The organism is Iocasia fonsfrigidae (genome assembly GCF_017751145.1).
GTDB classification, from domain to species: domain Bacteria; phylum Bacillota; class Halanaerobiia; order Halanaerobiales; family DTU029; genus Iocasia; species Iocasia fonsfrigidae.
In genome coordinates, this window is record NZ_CP046640.1 from 2,927,073 (window position 1) to 2,944,210 (window position 17,138).

15 protein-coding genes are annotated in these 17,138 nt (G+C 37.2%); 2 read left to right on the top strand and 13 right to left on the bottom strand.

Features of this window, described 5'->3' with window-relative positions:
• Nucleotides 1-65: 65 nt before the first annotated feature.
• The 3 genes from GM661_RS14090 to GM661_RS18975 all read right to left on the bottom strand — a co-directional run bounded on the left by GM661_RS14090 (nucleotide 66) and on the right by GM661_RS18975 (nucleotide 1,777).
• Entirely contained in the window at nucleotides 66-503 is a 438-nt protein-coding gene (locus tag GM661_RS14090; RefSeq protein WP_230867408.1) for a MarR family winged helix-turn-helix transcriptional regulator, read from the bottom strand.
• A 151-nt stretch (nucleotides 504-654) separates the two neighbouring features.
• Nucleotides 655-1,524: a class I SAM-dependent methyltransferase gene (locus GM661_RS14095; protein ID WP_230867409.1), complete on the bottom strand. Its 870-nt coding sequence runs from the start codon at nucleotides 1,522-1,524 to the stop codon at nucleotides 655-657.
• Between the two features lie 127 nt (nucleotides 1,525-1,651).
• Entirely contained in the window at nucleotides 1,652-1,777 is a 126-nt protein-coding gene (locus tag GM661_RS18975; RefSeq protein WP_269059891.1) for a hypothetical protein, read from the bottom strand.
• A 251-nt stretch (nucleotides 1,778-2,028) separates the two neighbouring features.
• Between GM661_RS18975 and GM661_RS18980 the strand changes: the two genes are divergently transcribed.
• The gene (locus GM661_RS18980) at nucleotides 2,029-2,151 is read left to right on the top strand and encodes a hypothetical protein (protein WP_269059892.1); all 123 of its coding nucleotides are present in this window, start codon (nucleotides 2,029-2,031) and stop codon (nucleotides 2,149-2,151) included.
• Nucleotides 2,152-2,207: 56 nt separating this feature from the next.
• On the opposite strand, the gene GM661_RS14100 is transcribed toward GM661_RS18980, so the two are convergent.
• The 9 genes from GM661_RS14100 to GM661_RS14140 all read right to left on the bottom strand — a co-directional run bounded on the left by GM661_RS14100 (nucleotide 2,208) and on the right by GM661_RS14140 (nucleotide 15,460).
• Nucleotides 2,208-2,852, bottom strand: a complete 645-nt coding sequence (locus GM661_RS14100; protein WP_230867410.1) for a redox-sensing transcriptional repressor Rex — start codon at nucleotides 2,850-2,852, stop codon at nucleotides 2,208-2,210.
• Nucleotides 2,853-2,855: 3 nt separating this feature from the next.
• A complete protein-coding gene (locus tag GM661_RS14105; RefSeq protein ID WP_230867411.1) occupies nucleotides 2,856-4,568 on the bottom strand; it encodes an NADH-dependent [FeFe] hydrogenase, group A6 in 1,713 nt (570 codons plus the stop codon).
• Complete coding sequence (locus tag GM661_RS14110; RefSeq protein WP_230867412.1) at nucleotides 4,549-5,793, bottom strand: complex I 51 kDa subunit family protein; 1,245 nt, start codon at nucleotides 5,791-5,793, stop codon at nucleotides 4,549-4,551. The genes GM661_RS14105 and GM661_RS14110 overlap by 20 nt, the downstream gene beginning before the upstream one ends.
• Nucleotides 5,794-5,805: 12 nt before the next feature.
• On the bottom strand, nucleotides 5,806-6,216 hold the full coding sequence (locus tag GM661_RS14115; RefSeq protein ID WP_125991287.1) for an NADH-quinone oxidoreductase subunit NuoE family protein: 411 nt from the start codon (nucleotides 6,214-6,216) through the stop codon (nucleotides 5,806-5,808).
• 595 nt (nucleotides 6,217-6,811) lie between these two features.
• Nucleotides 6,812-6,994: a winged-helix domain-containing protein gene (locus tag GM661_RS14120; RefSeq protein ID WP_230867413.1), complete on the bottom strand. Its 183-nt coding sequence runs from the start codon at nucleotides 6,992-6,994 to the stop codon at nucleotides 6,812-6,814.
• A 2-nt stretch (nucleotides 6,995-6,996) separates the two neighbouring features.
• The gene (locus GM661_RS14125) at nucleotides 6,997-8,709 is read right to left on the bottom strand and encodes an NADH-dependent [FeFe] hydrogenase, group A6 (RefSeq protein ID WP_230867414.1); all 1,713 of its coding nucleotides are present in this window, start codon (nucleotides 8,707-8,709) and stop codon (nucleotides 6,997-6,999) included.
• Nucleotides 8,710-8,720: 11 nt separating this feature from the next.
• Nucleotides 8,721-11,816 carry an NADH-quinone oxidoreductase subunit NuoF gene (gene nuoF, locus GM661_RS14130; RefSeq protein WP_230867415.1) on the bottom strand — a complete coding sequence of 1,032 codons (3,096 nt, stop codon included), beginning with the start codon at nucleotides 11,814-11,816 and terminating at the stop codon, nucleotides 8,721-8,723.
• Between the two features lie 11 nt (nucleotides 11,817-11,827).
• Entirely contained in the window at nucleotides 11,828-12,406 is a 579-nt protein-coding gene (locus GM661_RS14135; protein ID WP_125991290.1) for an NADH-quinone oxidoreductase subunit NuoE family protein, read from the bottom strand.
• Between the two features lie 432 nt (nucleotides 12,407-12,838).
• Complete coding sequence (locus GM661_RS14140; protein ID WP_230867416.1) at nucleotides 12,839-15,460, bottom strand: sigma 54-interacting transcriptional regulator; 2,622 nt, start codon at nucleotides 15,458-15,460, stop codon at nucleotides 12,839-12,841.
• A gap of 138 nt (nucleotides 15,461-15,598) precedes the next feature.
• Here GM661_RS14140 and GM661_RS14145 point away from each other — a divergent pair, with 138 nt between their 5' ends.
• Nucleotides 15,599-16,531, top strand: a complete 933-nt coding sequence (locus GM661_RS14145; protein WP_230867417.1) for an AEC family transporter — start codon at nucleotides 15,599-15,601, stop codon at nucleotides 16,529-16,531.
• Between the two features lie 4 nt (nucleotides 16,532-16,535).
• Here the strand turns inward: GM661_RS14145 and GM661_RS14150 are convergent, their stop codons facing one another.
• Nucleotides 16,536-17,117, bottom strand: coding sequence for a 2'-5' RNA ligase family protein (locus tag GM661_RS14150; RefSeq protein ID WP_230867418.1), 582 nt, complete (start codon nucleotides 17,115-17,117; stop codon nucleotides 16,536-16,538).
• Between the last annotated feature and the right edge of the window lie 21 nt (nucleotides 17,118-17,138).

Here is a 17,138-nt window from a genome sequence, read left to right on the forward strand (position 1 = left end):
AATATTATTGCCATTTTATATTATTTAATTAATTTAATTAACTTTTTCATTAAAAAATAATATAATTATTTCTTTTTTTGTCCACCAGATATAATCTGTTCTGAAAGTTCAATAAATTTCTTCAATTCTTTTTCATTAAGAGAATTCATTACATAGTCAGCAAAATCTAAGTATCCTTTCTGATAAACCGAAGAAACCTTTTTTCCTTCCTCAGTTAAATGAATAAAATAAACACGTCTATCTTCTACAGACTGACTCTTATATACGATATCTTCTTCTATTAATTTATTAACAATTGCTGTTATTGCAGGTTTACTTAAATTTAACGATTCTGCTAAATCACTAAAAGTAGGATTTTCTAGTTGATCAATCATATTTATATAATGAAAAAATTGCATTGAAAGGTCACCTGCTTTAGTACCCTCAAATGATTTCTCTTTGAATTCCATCAATATATTTGTCAATCCCTGTGTTATTTTTAGTATTTTTTCTCTTTCATCCATGGCTTTACCTAAGACTCCTCTATATTTTATGTTATAAATTAATTAGTTTAGTTAACTAAATTATAACTTAAAACTATATTACTGTCAAGGATTTAAATAAAATCCTTCACCACCAAAAAAAGTTGCAACTAAACTAACAAAAGAATTAGGATTAAGTAAACCAACAGTTACAATAATGGTCAATAAAATAATAGAAATCAGTATTTTTGCTACAAACTCTATAAATTAATAATCTATGTGCTTTCCTGGCAGCAGAAAATATATTTGCAATTTTGAACATAATTCTATTAGTGATACTTAAATAATCAATTCCTTCATAATCAGTGAAATACTCTTCATCAATTAGTTTAATCCCTAATCCCCAATTTTCAAGTTCTTCAGGATTATTAATACCCCAATTTATTTTTGCACCAGTTTTCTTTAAAGAAGGATGCCTATTTGCATTTTTTGCTGTAAGTACACTATAAGCATCAAAAATCAAGGTATAATTACCAATTCTATCTTTTAGACGACTTAACAACTCTTTTATTTCATTTTCTTTTAGATACATAAACAAGCCTTCTGCAATAATAATATAATGGTCTTTTTCTTGTGGTATTCTTTCTATCCACTCAGATTCTGTAACAGACGATGCTATCATATGATACTTACCTGTTTCCTTAAAAAAATGTTGGCGAATAGTAATAACCTCTTTGAAATCAAGATCATACCAATTAACATTATTATTTTTAATTCTATAATACCTACTATCAAGCCCGCATCCTAAATGTAAGGCAACATTATTTTTGGTAACTGAAAGAAAACTTTTAACGTGATTATCAATGAGTTTTGCTCGTATACACATCATTATGTTTGTTTTTTCAAAAATTTTTAATGAGTTAAAGTTATAATCAATTTTCTCAACAATTTCAGTAGCTTTCTTATCATTTAAAATTGGATTTTCCTTTTTATTATCCTGTGCTTTTCCTAATAATGGTATAAGTAAAGTTTCCTTTTCTTCAGTTAAGGTAATCTTATTCACTATAATTCCTCCCCTCTCAATCTACTTCCAATTCCATGCATACCAGACAGTTAACACATTAAACACAAGACCTACACTTATCAAAAATTTTTCATAAAGAGAAGGATAACCGGGTAAGCCAATAAGATTAAAAGAAAAAAGCTATTTCACCGACAATAAAATCACCGCTAAATATTCTTAAGACATCCCCCAATAGATAAGTTAACACTAAAACCACCCATATAATTGAAAGCTTAATTTTAAGCTCATCCATACTAACCCTCCCCCCTTCTATTCCCTGGTTCCTTTAATTAATAGTCATAAAATCATAGAAAATTGTCCTATAGATAGAGGCAGCATTAATATATTCGAAACTATATCATGATACTGAGGAAAAAACAATCCTATAGAACTATCTGCTAAATAGGCAAAACACCCGATTATTAGAAATATCCCGAGAACAAAGTAGTTACGTATCGAGAAATTTTCCCTTGGTTTATATATTAACTTAAAGAGGGGCATTTTATGTTTTTACGCACTACTTTAAAGAGTCTTAAAACTCCAGTTGATAGTAGAAAAACAGAAAAATACTATATCGAAACTAAAGAACAAGCAATAGTGAACTATTATTTGTTTGGCAGGTATTAATATTCTGAAAACCTGAGAAACCGGAGGTTATTTTAGCCTCCGGTTTTTTCTTCTATCTAAAGATTTTTTATTACCTTTGTTTCCAACTGGTTGATATAAAATACTAAACCAACCAAACTTGACGACAGATCTTCATGGTATATAATAACATCAGGGGGTAGATTTAATGGTGTGGGTGCAAAATTCCAGATTGCCTTTATTCCCACTTTCACAAGCCTTTCAGCTACCCCCTGTGCCTCTTCAACAGGAACAGCCAGAATCCCAATTTGTATTCCTCGACTAATAATACTATCCAGATTCTTAACATTTTTCACAACTAAATTCCCTACATTGTTACCGATTTTATCCAAGTCATAATCAAACACCTCAACTATTTCCAGCCTCATCTTCTTAAACTCTTGATAGTTAATCAAAGCCCTACCCAGATTACCTGCTCCCAGCAGGACAACTGGCCAGCTTCGGTTTAACCCTAGAATCACCTCCAGAGATTTCTTTAGACCCTGTATATCATAACCAACACCTTTACAACCAAATTCTCCGAAATATGAAAGGTCTTTTCGTACCTGGGCTGATGATGTGCCTACATCATGGCCAAGCTTTTTTGAACAGATTACTGTCTGATCATTATTGCCTGCCAATCTTTTTAAATGACGGTAATAAGCAACTAACCGATGAATAGTTGGCTGTGGGACACTTTTCATATCTTATACACCCCTGGCTGTATAACTGGTATGGAGTAGTTCATGGGCCCTGTGACTTCCTGGTTTTCCAAGATAATCATCATATAGTTTCTGGACATAAGAATTCTCATGTGATTTCCTCATTTTTTTCCCTTTATCAATCTCATAGATGGCTTTCATTCTTCTGGTCCGGGTTTCTTCATTTGTAGGTATTGGCTGGCCGCCACCACCCAGACAACCACCAGGGCAGGCCATTAATTCAATAAAGTGGAATTCTTCCCCGGATTTTATCCTATCCATCAGTTTTCTAACATTTCCTAACCCGTGTGCTACACCTCCTTTGACTTTCAAACCATTTATATCTATTTCTGCAACTTTAATACCTTCTAATCCTCTAACCATTTCAAAATCCAGTTTTTCTAATTCTTCACCAGTGATTAATTCATAAGCCGTTCTCAGTGCTGCTTCCATAACTCCACCAGTAGCACCAAAAATATCTGCTGCTCCACTGGAAACACCCATTAAGTTATCATATTCCTCTTCCTCTAATGCTAACATATCTATTCCAGCTGTTTTAATCATTCTGGCCAGTTCTCTGGTTGTTAAAACAAAGTCTACATCACCTTCCATCTCTGGCCGACGGGCTTCAAACTTCTTGGCAGTACAGGGCATAACAGATACTACGACTAAATCTTCAAGAGGTATATTATTTTTTTCTGCATAATATGTTTTAGCTACTGCTCCAAACATCTGCTGTGGGGATTTACAGCTGGATATATTCGGTAACAAGTCAGGATAAAAATGCTCTATAAATTTTATCCAGCCAGGGCTGCAGGAAGTTAATAAAGGTAGGATACCACCATTATTAATTCTTTCAATTAATTCTGTTCCTTCTTCCATGATCGTTAAATCAGCAGTAAAGTTAGTATCAAAAACACGGTCAAAACCTAATCTCCTCAAAGCAGCAACCATCTGCCCAGTCGCAACAGCACCTGGTTCTGCTCCAAATGGCTCGGAAATAGCTACCCTGACAGCAGGTGCAGTCTGAACTACAACATGTTTTGACGGGTCGTTAAGAACATCCCAGACATTTTCATAATGGTAGACTTCATGTAAAGCCCCTGTAGGACAGGAATGGATACACTGTCCGCAATTAGTACACTCTACATTACCCATACCCTTATCCTCAAAAGTAGTAACTATAGTAGCAGGACCCCTATTGGCCATAGTAAATATGCCAATGCCCTGCACTTCTTCACATTTTCTAATACAACGACCACAGGTTATACATTTATTCGGTTCCCTGATAATTGAATAGCTTGATCTATCCTCTGAATAACCCTTATCCCGGGATTTTAGCCTGACCTGATTTATTCCAATGATATCCGCTGCCTGCCGTAACTCACAATTACCATTTTTACTACAGGTCAAACAATTTAATTTGCAACTAATATCATGTGAAGCAATAATTAATTCAAAAAGGTTTCTTCTAACCTCCTGAACTTTAGGAGAATGGGTTTTTATAACCATTCCCTCCTTTATTTCCGTAGCACAGGCAGGCTGAAGAAGTCTTTCACCCTCAATTTCCACAACACACAATCTACATCCACCATAAATTGATAATCCCTCTTCATAGCACAGGGTAGGTATTTTAATATGGGCTTTACCAGCTGCTTCCAGGATGGAACTTCCCTCATTGACGTTATAGGTCTTACCGTCAATATTTACTTGTAACATAATGCTCACCACCCTTTAACTTCAATTCATCCCCAAATTTATCAAATACTGAGCCGATAAAATTAAGTGAGGTCTGACCCAAACCACAGCGGGCAGCTAGATGAATTGTAGTCCCAACATTTTTGATAAGCTCTACATCTTTTTCTGTAAACCCTTCTTTTCCTTCTTTAAGCATGTGGTAGACCTGTCTGTTCCCTTCACGGCAGGGGAAACAGGTTCCACAGGTTTCATCCATAAAAAATCTGGATACATTTAGCATTAGATCAACTAAGTCATGTCCCTCATCAACCACAATCACTGCACCTGAACCCAGAGCACTCCCAGCACTGGCTATTCCCTCATAGGTATAGGGAACATTAAGTTCTGCTGGGGTTAAAACCTGTGTTGAAATACCTCCAGGAACAAGAAATTTAAGGGGAACATAATTCCTGATACCTTTACCAAATTGTTCAATAATCTCTCCAAGTGTTACCTGCCCAAATTCAACTTCATAGACTCCCGGTTGATTAACGTCCCCACTTAAACAGACCAATTTGGTACCTCTACTATTTTCTGTACCTAATTCTAGATACTTATCAAGACCTTGATTGATTATCTCAACTGCAGAAACCAATGTTTCTACATTATTAACCACTGTAGGTTTATCAAAAAGTCCTTTTGCTATGGGATATGGTGGCTTTATTCTGGAACGACCCCTCTTACCTTCAATAGAATTTATTAATGATGTTTCATCACCACATACATATGCCCCAGCACCTTTCACCAGATAAAGATTAAAATTAAAACCACTATCCAGAATATTCTCTCCCAGTATCCCAGTAGCCTCTGCTTCATTAATAACCTTTTCAAAAATGTTGATGGGTCCAAGATACTCTCCCCTGATATAACAATACCCTTCGTCAGCACCAATGGCATAAGCAACAATTAAAATACCCTCCAGGACTTTAACCGGATTGTTTTCCAGTAAATAACGGTCTTTAAAGGTACCCGGTTCTCCTTCATCACCATTACAGATAATATATTTTTTGTCAGCTTCCTCTTGATAGGCAAGTTCCCATTTTAAGCCTGTCGGAAATCCTGCTCCTCCTCTACCCTTCAATCCAGATTGTTTAATGATATCTATAACCTTTTCCCGACCTAATTTCAAAGCCTTTTTCAAGTTGGAGAATTCATAATTACTAAGCTCTTTTTTCATATCTTTTTTCAGAAATAAAGTCTCTTCCATGGCAATCCCCCCCTAAACACATTTTTTCAATATTTCAAGAGCCATGCTTTCATTTACATGTATATAGACGTGCTCATTAACCATCATTACCGGTCCTTCACCACAATAACCCAGACATTCTACTACTTCCAGAGTAAATAATTTATCTTTAGTTGTTTGCCCATCTTCCAGTCCCAGGTATGTTTTAATTGTCTCCAGTAATTGGTGTGAACTATTGATATGACAGGATAAACTATCACAAATTCTAATTATATACTTTCCCGTCGGTTCTGTATGGAACATAGAATAGAATTTGATGGTACCATAAACCTTTGCCCGGGGGATATTAAAATCCCTGGCAATCTTATCAATCTCTGTTTCGGGAATATATCCATAGGTGTCCTGGACATTATGCATTCTCTCCAAGAAACAGCCATAATTCATTTTTCTATACCTCCTTTTGTGAAAATATTCCCTTTTTTAGCGATAAAAAAATAACATTTCCCCTCCTTTTTTTAATACTTGAAAATATTTTCACCTATTTTTTTGTAATACTTATAAGTGCATCAGCTGTGCCAGTTATTAATAAAAAAGCTATAACACCTGTTATAACGTTACTTATATCTATTAACATTAAATATATAATTAAATAGACCAGGTAGTTAATAATGCTTGCTGACATTATCTTTAATTGCTTTTTGCCTTTATTTGCCATTATTATTTGCGAAAAAATTAATGTTGTATGTCATTACAATAATGCAGTTTTGCATTATTCTTTTAAAAAATAACCCTTTTCATGAAAGTAATATTACTTTCAATCACTTAGTTCTGTGAATCAGTGGTAAATAACGAGTAACGAGTTTAGCACGCCGGTTGCAAATGCAGTAATGAGTATGAACTAATTGACTACTCTCCTCTCTAAACAAAAAGACTGGAATTATATCCAGTCTTTTAAAAATTAATTTTTTAAATTTTTTAATACACAATCCTCTGATCATTGTTTCAGTTCTGACATAATGAATTATCTTCCTTGTTTAGTCTAAAAAATAAACTGCCAATATCGGAAGATAAATCTTTTTCTAATTTGAGTTGCGAAAACCCCTACCCCTTTACCAAGCATAACTGAGGAAATAACTTGTTCTTCATCCTTACTCTCCAGTTCATCCAGGTAACGGTAATATTGAACAAGTCTCTTAACAGTCGGGTCAGGTACCTCTTTCACTTTCAAACCCCTCTAACCACATAATGGGTATGAAGTAATTCATGGGATTTATGGCTGCCTGGTTTTTCCAGGTACTCATCATATATCTTTTTAATATAGGGGTTTTCATGGGACTTACGTATTTCTTTGTTCTGGTCAATCTCATAAAGACCTGCCCTCCGTTTGGCAATATTATCTTCAGTAGCAGGTAAGGGCTGACCACCCCCACCAATACAACCTCCCGGACAGGCCATAAACTCAACAAAGTGGTATTCTGCCCCATCTTTTATTCTTTCCAACAGTTCCCTGGCATTACCTAAACCATGGGCAACTGCAACCTTTAAAGTTAGATCAGCAATTGCTACTTCAGCCTCTTTGATACCATCAGCACCCCTGACCTGAGTAAAATCTAATTCCCTAAGTTCTTCACCAGTCAAAATTTCATAAGCTGTTCTCAGGGCAGCTTCCATTACACCACCAGTAGTCCCGAATATATCAGCCGCTCCTGAAGACACACCAAGTAACTTATCATAATCACCTTCAGGTAGATTCAAAATATCTATTCCAGCCTGTTTGATCATCCGCCCTAATTCACGAGTAGTCAGTGCATAATCTACATCACCATTCATTTCAGACCTGCTTGCCTCAAATTTCTTCGCTGTACAGGGCATAATCGAGACTACTATCAGGTCATCTACTGAAATATCATTTTTTTCCGCATAATATGTTTTAGCAACCGAACCAAACATCTGCTGTGGTGACTTACAGGTAGAGAGATTATAAATAAATTCCGGATAATAATGCTCCAAAAACTTTATCCAACCTGGGCTACATGAAGTAAAAAGTGGTAGTGTTTCATTGTTTTTTATCCTGTCAATTAATTCTGTTCCTTCTTCCATAATTGTTAAATCTGCAGTAAAATTAGTATCAAAAACCTTATCAAAACCGAGTTCTCTCAGAGCTGAAACCATCTGACCTGTTACAATCGTACCTGGCTCTTTCCCAAAGGCCTCTGACAGGGCGACCCGAACAGCTGGGGCAGTCTGAACAATCACATGCTTAGCAGGGTCATAAATAGCTTCCCAGACATCATCAATATATTCTCTCTCTGTGATCGCCCCTGTTGGACATACCACTGAACACTGACCACATAAAACACAGGGACTTTCTGAAAGGCTGTTATAAAAAGCAGGTTCAACAACTGTCATAAACCCTCTTCCCTCTGGTACAATAGCCTTTACTGACTGAACTTCATGACAGACACTGACACAGCGCCTACAGAGAATACACTTTTCAGGGTCTCTATATAGAGATGGTGTTGAGACATCCTTAGTAAAAGTACTTTTTTCACCTATAAAACGAATATCACGGATCCCCATCTGTTCCGCCAGTTCTCTTAGTTCACAATCATCACTCTTAAGACAGGTAGGACAGTCTACTTTATGGTTTGATAAAAGGAATTCTAAATTCAGTCTTCTTGTCTTTCTTACCCGGGCAGTATTTGTCTTGACTCTCATGCCATCAACTGCCGGTGTTATACAGGAAGCTACTAATTTACCTGAGTCCTCTAATTCAACCAGACATAAACGACAGGCTCCAACCTCATTTAATTCCTTTAAATAACATAATGTCGGTATATCCCTACCGGCCATCTTGGCTGCTTCCAGGAGTGTAGTACCCTGATCAACTTCAAGCTCTTCTTCATCTATCCATAGTTTTATTTTATTATCAGTCATTGCGATCCCCCTCACTTATTTTTTACATCACAGCGCAGACAACGTCTGGCCTCTTCAACTGCCTGGTCTTCTGAATAACCCTTTTCAACCTCTTTAAAACCCCTCTTCCGTTCTGACAACAATATAGTAGGCATCTTCACTCTTGGTCTTTCATCTTCAAGAATAGAGCCAGATACTTTGCGGTCAATCCTCTGACGGACAACTAGCTTTCCATCACCACCTAAGTATTTATCAATTGAACGGGCAGCCTCTTTACCACCCTGGATCGCCTCTACAACAGTTGCTGGACCACTAACACAGTCCCCACCTGCAAAAACCCAGGGTATACTGGTAGTATACTGCCTGTCTATTTCAATTAGAGCCCTATCAGTCAGACCAATACTTAATTCTCCCTCATTAAAATCTTCTTCCACATTCTGCCCGACAGCAGAGATAACCAGGTCAGCCTCCAGGATATAATTAGAATCCTTAACTGTTAATGGTTTTCTGCGGCCGCTATTATCAAATTCACCGCCCTTTATCCTGACACATTCCAGGCCAGTAACCCGACCATCTTCACCAATCACTTTCACCGGGTTAACCAGACAGTGTAGTTTTACTTCCTCATATTCTGCTTCTTCAATTTCTTCTCGGTGGGCAGGCATATCCTCTCTGGTCCTTCTATAAACAACATTAACTTCTTCTGCCCCTAACCTTACTACATTTCTGGCAACATCGATCGCCGCATTGCCACCACCAACAATAGCTACCTTTTTTTTCTCAATATCAAGCCTTTTACCCAGATTAATATCCCTGAGTACCTCAATACCTGAATATACACCAGTTAAATCCTCTCCATCAATACCCAGTTTACGGTCCTGATGGGCCCCAACAGCCAGGAAAACCGCTTGATAACCACTTTCTTTGAGTTCAGTTAAAGTTATATCTCTACCTATTTTGGTATCAACCACTATTTCTACTCCCATAGTGGTAAGTACTGTTATTTCTTCATTGAGAAGCTCTTTCGGCAAACGATACTCTGGTATTCCTACTGCCAGCATACCCCCAACTACTGGTAGGGCTTCAAAAATTGTTACCTGATAACCCTTTTTACGCAAATAAAAGGCAGCACTTAGTCCAGCAGGACCAGAACCTACAATAGCAATTTTTTCCCTCTTCTCCTCTTTAATTGACGGTACAGGGAACCCCCCCTCATTTTTCAGGACATAATCACTGGCAAATCTTTTTAGTTCACGTATGGCCAGTGATTCATCAAGGGAATTTCTATTACAGGCCTGTTCACAGAGATTATAACAAACCCGACCACAAATAAGAACCAGAGGATTTTCTTCCTGGACAATCTTATAGGCCTCCTTATACTTGCCCTGTCTTATTAAATCAATATAAACAGGTATATCCACATTTGCCGGACATGAATTCTGACATGGTGAATTAAATAATGGTGCACACCTGGAGGCCTCACAATAATTATTCTCAATATGGTCAAGATACTCATCTCTAAAATACCTGATTGTACTCAAAACTGGATTTGGGGCTGTCTGTCCGAGACCACAGAAAGCAGAATCCTTTATCTGTTCACCCATTTCAATTAATAAATCCAGGTCATCTCTACTTCCCTCTCCATTAGATATTTTCTGTAAGATCTCCAGCATTCTGGTTGTCCCTATACGGCAGGGAGTACATTTACCACATGATTCATCTTTACAAAAATCAACAAAATATTTGGCCAGGTCAACCATACAGGTCTGTTCATCCATCACAATCAGACCCCCTGAACCCATAATCGTCCCCAGTTCTTGGAGGGAATCGTAATCAATAGGCACATTCAAATACTGTACAGGTATACACCCGCCAGAAGGACCACCTGTCTGGGCCGCCTTGAACCTACCATTGTTTTCAAGACCACCACCAATATCAAAGATAATTTCTCCCAGTTTTGTACCCATCGGTATTTCAACCAGACCATTGTTTTTCACCTTCCCTGCCAGGGCAAATACCTTTGTACCAGGGCTATCTTCAGTCCCAATCGATTTAAACCACTCTTTACCCCTGTAAATAATATCTGGGACATTGGCCAGGGTCTCAACATTATTTATAATAGTGGGTTTACCCCAGAGACCAGCTTCAGCTGGAAAGGGTGGTTTAGGTTTTGGCTCCCCCCTCTTTCCTTCAATTGAAGCCATCAAGGCTGTCTCTTCACCACAGACAAAAGCCCCTGCCCCTAGTCTAATATCAAGATGAAAATTAAAACCACTGTTAAAGATATTCTTTCCTAACAAACCTAAAATCTCTGCCTCAGCAATTGCTTTTTTGAGGCGTTTAATGGCCAGTGGATACTCTGCCCGACAGTATATATACCCCTGACTGGCCCCAATAGCATAAGCAGCAATAGCCATTCCTTCTATTAAACGGTGTGGGTCACCTTCCAGAACACTCCTATCCATAAAAGCACCAGGGTCTCCCTCATCAGCATTACAGATAATGTACTTTTGAGCACTTTCATTATTATAAGCAAATCTCCATTTAACACCTGTAGGAAAGCCTGCACCACCCCGCCCCCTGAGCCTGGCATCACTTATTTCCTGAATGACTTCCTCGGGACTCATCTCTGTTAGGGCCTTAGCAAGGCCCATATAGGCATCACTGGCAATAGCCTCCTCAATATCTTCGGGATTAATGAGGCCGCAATTTTTCAAAACAATTCTATACTGTGGTTCAAAAAAGGGGTCATCCTCATCAATTGTCCATCTCTCTATAATCCTGCCTTCAATTACATTTTCATTTACAATTTCCTTGGCCTTCTCCCTGTTTACATTTCCATAAATAACCCTGGTATTACCCTGCCTTATCTCCAGTAACGGCTCCCTAGCACACAAACCCAGACAACCAGTCTGTTTTACAGACACATTCTTTATATTCTGCTTATCAAGCTCCTCAAGGACTATATCCCAGACATCCTGAGCCCCGGCAGCAATTCCACAGGTTCCCATGCCTATAATTATTTTCATACTATGATCAGTGTTTTTTTCTTTAAGGAATTTTTGTTTAATATCACCAAGATTACTTAATGAATTTACCCTGTTTATTTTCAAATCCTTAACTGCCATGATAACCCTCCTTAGATCTCTCCCTTTTTGTATTTTTCAACAATATTGACGGCTTTTTCTGGATTCAATAAACCGTGCGCCTTACCATTTACTGTCATAACCGGTCCTAATCCACAGGCACCAAGACACCTGACTACTTCAAGTGATAACAAACCATCATCTGTTGTTTCACCAGCCTCAAGATTATATTTTGACTTTATTTTTTCTATAATTTCCGCTGAGCCCTTAACATAACAGGCAGTTCCTTTACAAAGTGCAATCTGATACTTACCCTTGGGCCTTTCCGAAAAATGTGCATAAAAAGACATAACACTGGCTACCTCACCTGGGGTTATCTTTAATCCCCTGGCAATCTTTTTCTGAACAGCCTTAGGAACAAAACCTATTAATTCCTGTGCCTGGTGAAGGACTTCCAACAGGGCATCTTCCTGTCCCCTGTTTTTTTCTATAATCCCCTCCAGTTCCTGATGTACAATATCAATTACTGATTCCTCTTCCCGTTCTTTTACTATCTCTGCTAATTTAGTACTCACCCGACTCCAATCCACTTCCTTTAGTTCCTGGAGTTCTTTTTCAAGTAGTGCTGACATAATATGCCCCCTTAATAGTTAAATTTGGTTTGTGAACGTGATATTTTTCTCAATCCCTTACTGAAAAAACCACCACCTTACTCTAGATACTATTTAAATCTTATGAAAAACATTTCACAAATATCTGACATTATTATTTATATGCAGAAGGTATACCAGAAATAGTATCAAGAGATTTATTAATAAAACTTATTATTTAACAAACGCTAAGATAACTATTATACCAGATAATTTAACAGTAAATTTAGATCAATTATTTTATTTTACGTATAATAAAAAGCCCCATCAAATGGGTCTTCAAGGGGGAATAATGCATATATGCATTAAATATTATGTTTAAATATATTTTGCCTTATTTTAATAACTAATATATCGGCAAGTGTGATATCATACATTTTCATGCAGTAGTGCATTGAATAATGCGCTACTGCATTAAGAAAAATATTTCTTTAGTTTCCGAACAATAGTAGACTGATTCACCCCCAGCATTTCAGCCATATCATAAGTTGTCTTTCCCTTTTCTCTGGCCAGTATTAATAATTTCTTTTCCAGCTGGCTAACAGCATCCTGTAGAGGTATAATACCTTTAATCTCTACTTCAGTATCACTGTTAATCCTTTCAAACTCAATAAACCTCTCTAAAAAATCCTTATCTATCAAACCACCATCAGCTGTAACAACAACCCTTTCCAGTAAATTGGCTACTTCCCTTACATTACCAGGCCAATCATAATCCAACAAGAGCTCACTTAGGTCATCATTCAGTTTTATATCTTTACCGTATTTATTATTAAATAGATTCAAAAAATATCTCACCAGTGCCAGAATATCCTCAGGCCTTTTCCGTAAAGGGGGAATAGTTATGGGAACAACATTTAAACGGTAATATAAATCCTCACGAAAACAATTTTTCTCCACCATTTCCTTTAGATTTTTATTAGTAGCGGTTATTAAACGAAAATCTACTTTAATAGCCTCTATCCCACCAATCCTGGTCAAGCTGTGTTCCTGCAAAACCTGAAGTAACTTAGCCTGCATATTTAAAGGCATTTCTCCAATTTCATCAAGAAATAATGTCCCTCCATCGGCTTTTTCTATCAAACCCTGTTTGCCTTCTCTTTTGGCACCACTAAAGGCCCCTGTTTCATATCCAAAAAGCTCTGATTCCAGAAGGCTTTCCGGGATAGCAGCACAATTTATTTTCACCAGCACATCCCTGGCCTGACTCTGTTCATGAATATAACGGGCAATAACCTCTTTACCTACCCCTGACTCACCCATTAGTAAGACACTTGAATCTGTATTACTTATCTTTCTAGCCAGGTTCAAAATATTCTCCATAATAACCGAATTAGCTATTATATGACCTAGATTATCATCATTATCATGATTTATATCTCCCTGCAGGTATTCCCTTAATTTCTCTTTCTCATTACTACTCTCATTAAGTTTATTTAATTCAGAGAGGTTTCTAGTATTAGCTACAACATGTAATACATCACCAGCATTATCCAGCAGTGGGCTGCCTGTTGTCAGCAATCGCTGCCCATTTTTAGTATTTTGTATCAAGGTAATTTCCCGTTTTTCCCGAAGACACAGCCTGGAAACCGAAGGGTAAATATATCTCTCTTCCTCCAATTGAAGGACATTCTTATGGAGTATTTCTTCTTTTGAAAGACCAAGTAAAGATAAATAGGCCTCATTTACCCTCTCAATCTCCCCTTTCTTATTTACCATAATCATACCATCATATGATGTATTAATAAGGGTATCCAGCTCCCTGTTTAGCTCCTGAACCCTTTTTATCTCTGTTCTTTTTTCACTTAAGAGGTAAGGCAGGCACATTTCTACCTCTGCTAATCCCTGATAAACAGCTACTGCCTTTTCTCTACATGATGAATATCCACAGGCCCCACAATCAAGTAAATCACTCTCATCATATTTACCAGTCTGAGCTAAAATACGCCATATTTCCTTCTCAAGAGGCTGGTCAAGTTCTTTATAGTCAATCTGAAATGAGGTTGATAGGTCAAGTAATCCTATCTTATCCCATGAATAGACTCCTGTCCTGTCCAAGGCCTGATTATTAATATAATCATCAACTGCCCTCTCTTTTTTAAAATAATTCCCCTGGGCAAGGTCAACACCATTTATACAACCATCACAAAATAATATATCAACAAATTCCGGAGATATCTCTTTATCCAGCAGGCTATTAAATAATTCAAAAACCTTTTGACTGCCTTCAACCTTCAGGAAAGAATTTATACTACGATCATAATTACTACTGACAGCTGTTAATAAACCACCTGCCAGAGGCAAAGCCCTGGCCTCATCTGTAGGCTGAATCACCCTGGAAACAGCAGTATCCAAATCTTTCTCTTTAGATTCAGGGACTTTAAACCCTTTTAAACTGTTAATCTCACTAAAGGTTAAGACAAAACAATCTTTGAGATCATTAAACTCACCTTTTTTTGCCAGACATGGACCGATCATTACTACCTTAGCATCAGGGCCCTCTATTAGTTTAATATAACGATAAAGAGCCATCATCGGTGAAACAATAGGCACCAGATTTTCTACCAGTTGAGGGTAATGTTTTTGTATAAGATTTACTATCACAGGGCAGGCAGAACTAATCAGGGGTTTATCAGCTTTAGTCTTTAATAATTTACTATATTCCTCAATTATTAACTGGGCCCCCCAGGCCACTTCATATACCTCAGCAAAACCAATAGAATAAAGCATAGCTATCCAGTCATCTGCAGTAAAAACACCTTCCACTTCATATGATGGAAAACTGGGGGCAATTCCCGCAATTACCCTCTCCCCAGCTGCCAGCAGTTTCCTTACCTCTGCTGTTTCATCACGGACTTTTTTGGCCCCCTGTGAACAAACCCGAACACAATTTCCACAGTGAATACATCTATCCCCTAAAACCTCAGCTTGACCATCTTTAACCCTAACTGCCTTGGCAGGGCAATTCCTGACACAGGCATAACACTCATGACATCTATCTTCAATAGTCCGAATTAAATTGACTGGATCTGCCATTTATTTCACCCCTTCTTGTCTTGTAAACAGTCTTACTTCTTCCCTTTGACACACAAGCTAAGACATGTTAAAATAACTAAAAGAATATGAATCTAGCATAAATAGGTATAAGCTGCTATAAGAAAGGAACGATTCTTCTTGAGTTTAGAAATAGTAATTAATCAGATACTGGTTTTATTTTTTATTATCCTGATCGGCTATGCAGCCAGAAAAAAAGATTTAATTAGTGAGGAGATAAATAAGGGTCTTTCCCGCATAATGATGGATATAACCCTACCTGCCTTGATTATATATAATATAATAAGTGTAGAGTTAAGCACTGAATTGCTGAACAATCTAATTTTACTAACAGTTATTACATTTATTAGTTACCTCTTTGTTTTAGTATTATCCAGTATAACATCAAATAAGATAACAAAGGATCCACATAGAAAGACTGTCTTTAAAACCCTGCTTATTTTTGCTAATGTAGGTTATATGGGCCTACCAGTCCTTAATGCTATCTATCCTGATAGGGGCATATTGTACGGCATTATTAATAATATTATCTTCAATATTATTCTCTGGACATATGGTGTCTATATCTTTATCCAACAAGATAACCCTTCTTCCAAGGGGATTAAACTTAATAAAATACTTAGTAATGGTCTGCTGGCTGTAATCATTGGTTTTATTTTATTAGGACTAAATATCAAATTAGGCCCTATTAAAGACGCCCTTAACAGTCTGGGAGGAATGACCTTTCCACTATCTATGCTCATTATCGGCAGCTCTCTGACTAATGTCAAATTAAGCACCATTATCAAAGATAAACACATTTATTACCTGTCACTTTTAAAACTTATTATCATTCCAATTATTGGTCTTTTCATCTTAAATCAATTTAATATTCCTGATATTTTAAGGAATATTAGTGTTATACTACTTGCTATGCCATCAGGTGCTATTGGTGTAATCCTTGCCGAACAATATAATGGAGACTATAAATTCGCTTCAGAAGGGGTCTTTATCACCACACTCTGCTCTATAGTTACTATCCCCTTAATAATCGTATTAATAGATATTCTATAAGCAACTAATTATCAAGTTTATAACTGAGCAGGCATTTTTCTTCAGAATCTGGAACCGGACTCCACACCTCAAGGGTATCGGCCCAACCAGTATAGGTTTGATCCCCTTGGCCCTCAAGGTAAGAACAAAGTTCGTTAAAGTCCAGCTCTGGAATAGGTCTGCGAGCAAAGAGATTACTGATTATGGTAATATGAAACTCCCATTCCCGGTAGTTCTTCAGAGAGGAAATACCCCTTTTCGCTAGCCCTTCATGTAAGTCCACCGCAAATCCCCGCAAGGATTTTGTCTCTTTCAACTTCAAAACCAGAAAATTATTCTCTGATTTATTAAAACAGGAAAAACTATCCAGACCAAGCTCTACTACTTTACTTTTTTTGACAAAATTATCAATAATCTTTTTAGCCTCAGCTAAGTGGTCTTTTTTAATCCTATCAATAGTAATATGAAGTTGTGGATAATACCCCTCTTGATACACCTGAAAAGTATCAGCTATTTGTTTTTGTAAATAAGCTGTCCTTTCTAAAACACCGCCAGCTGGCAGTAAAACAACAAATAATTCTTCCGCCAGCACCGCACTTTCTATCATATTTGAAACCCCTTATTAGAA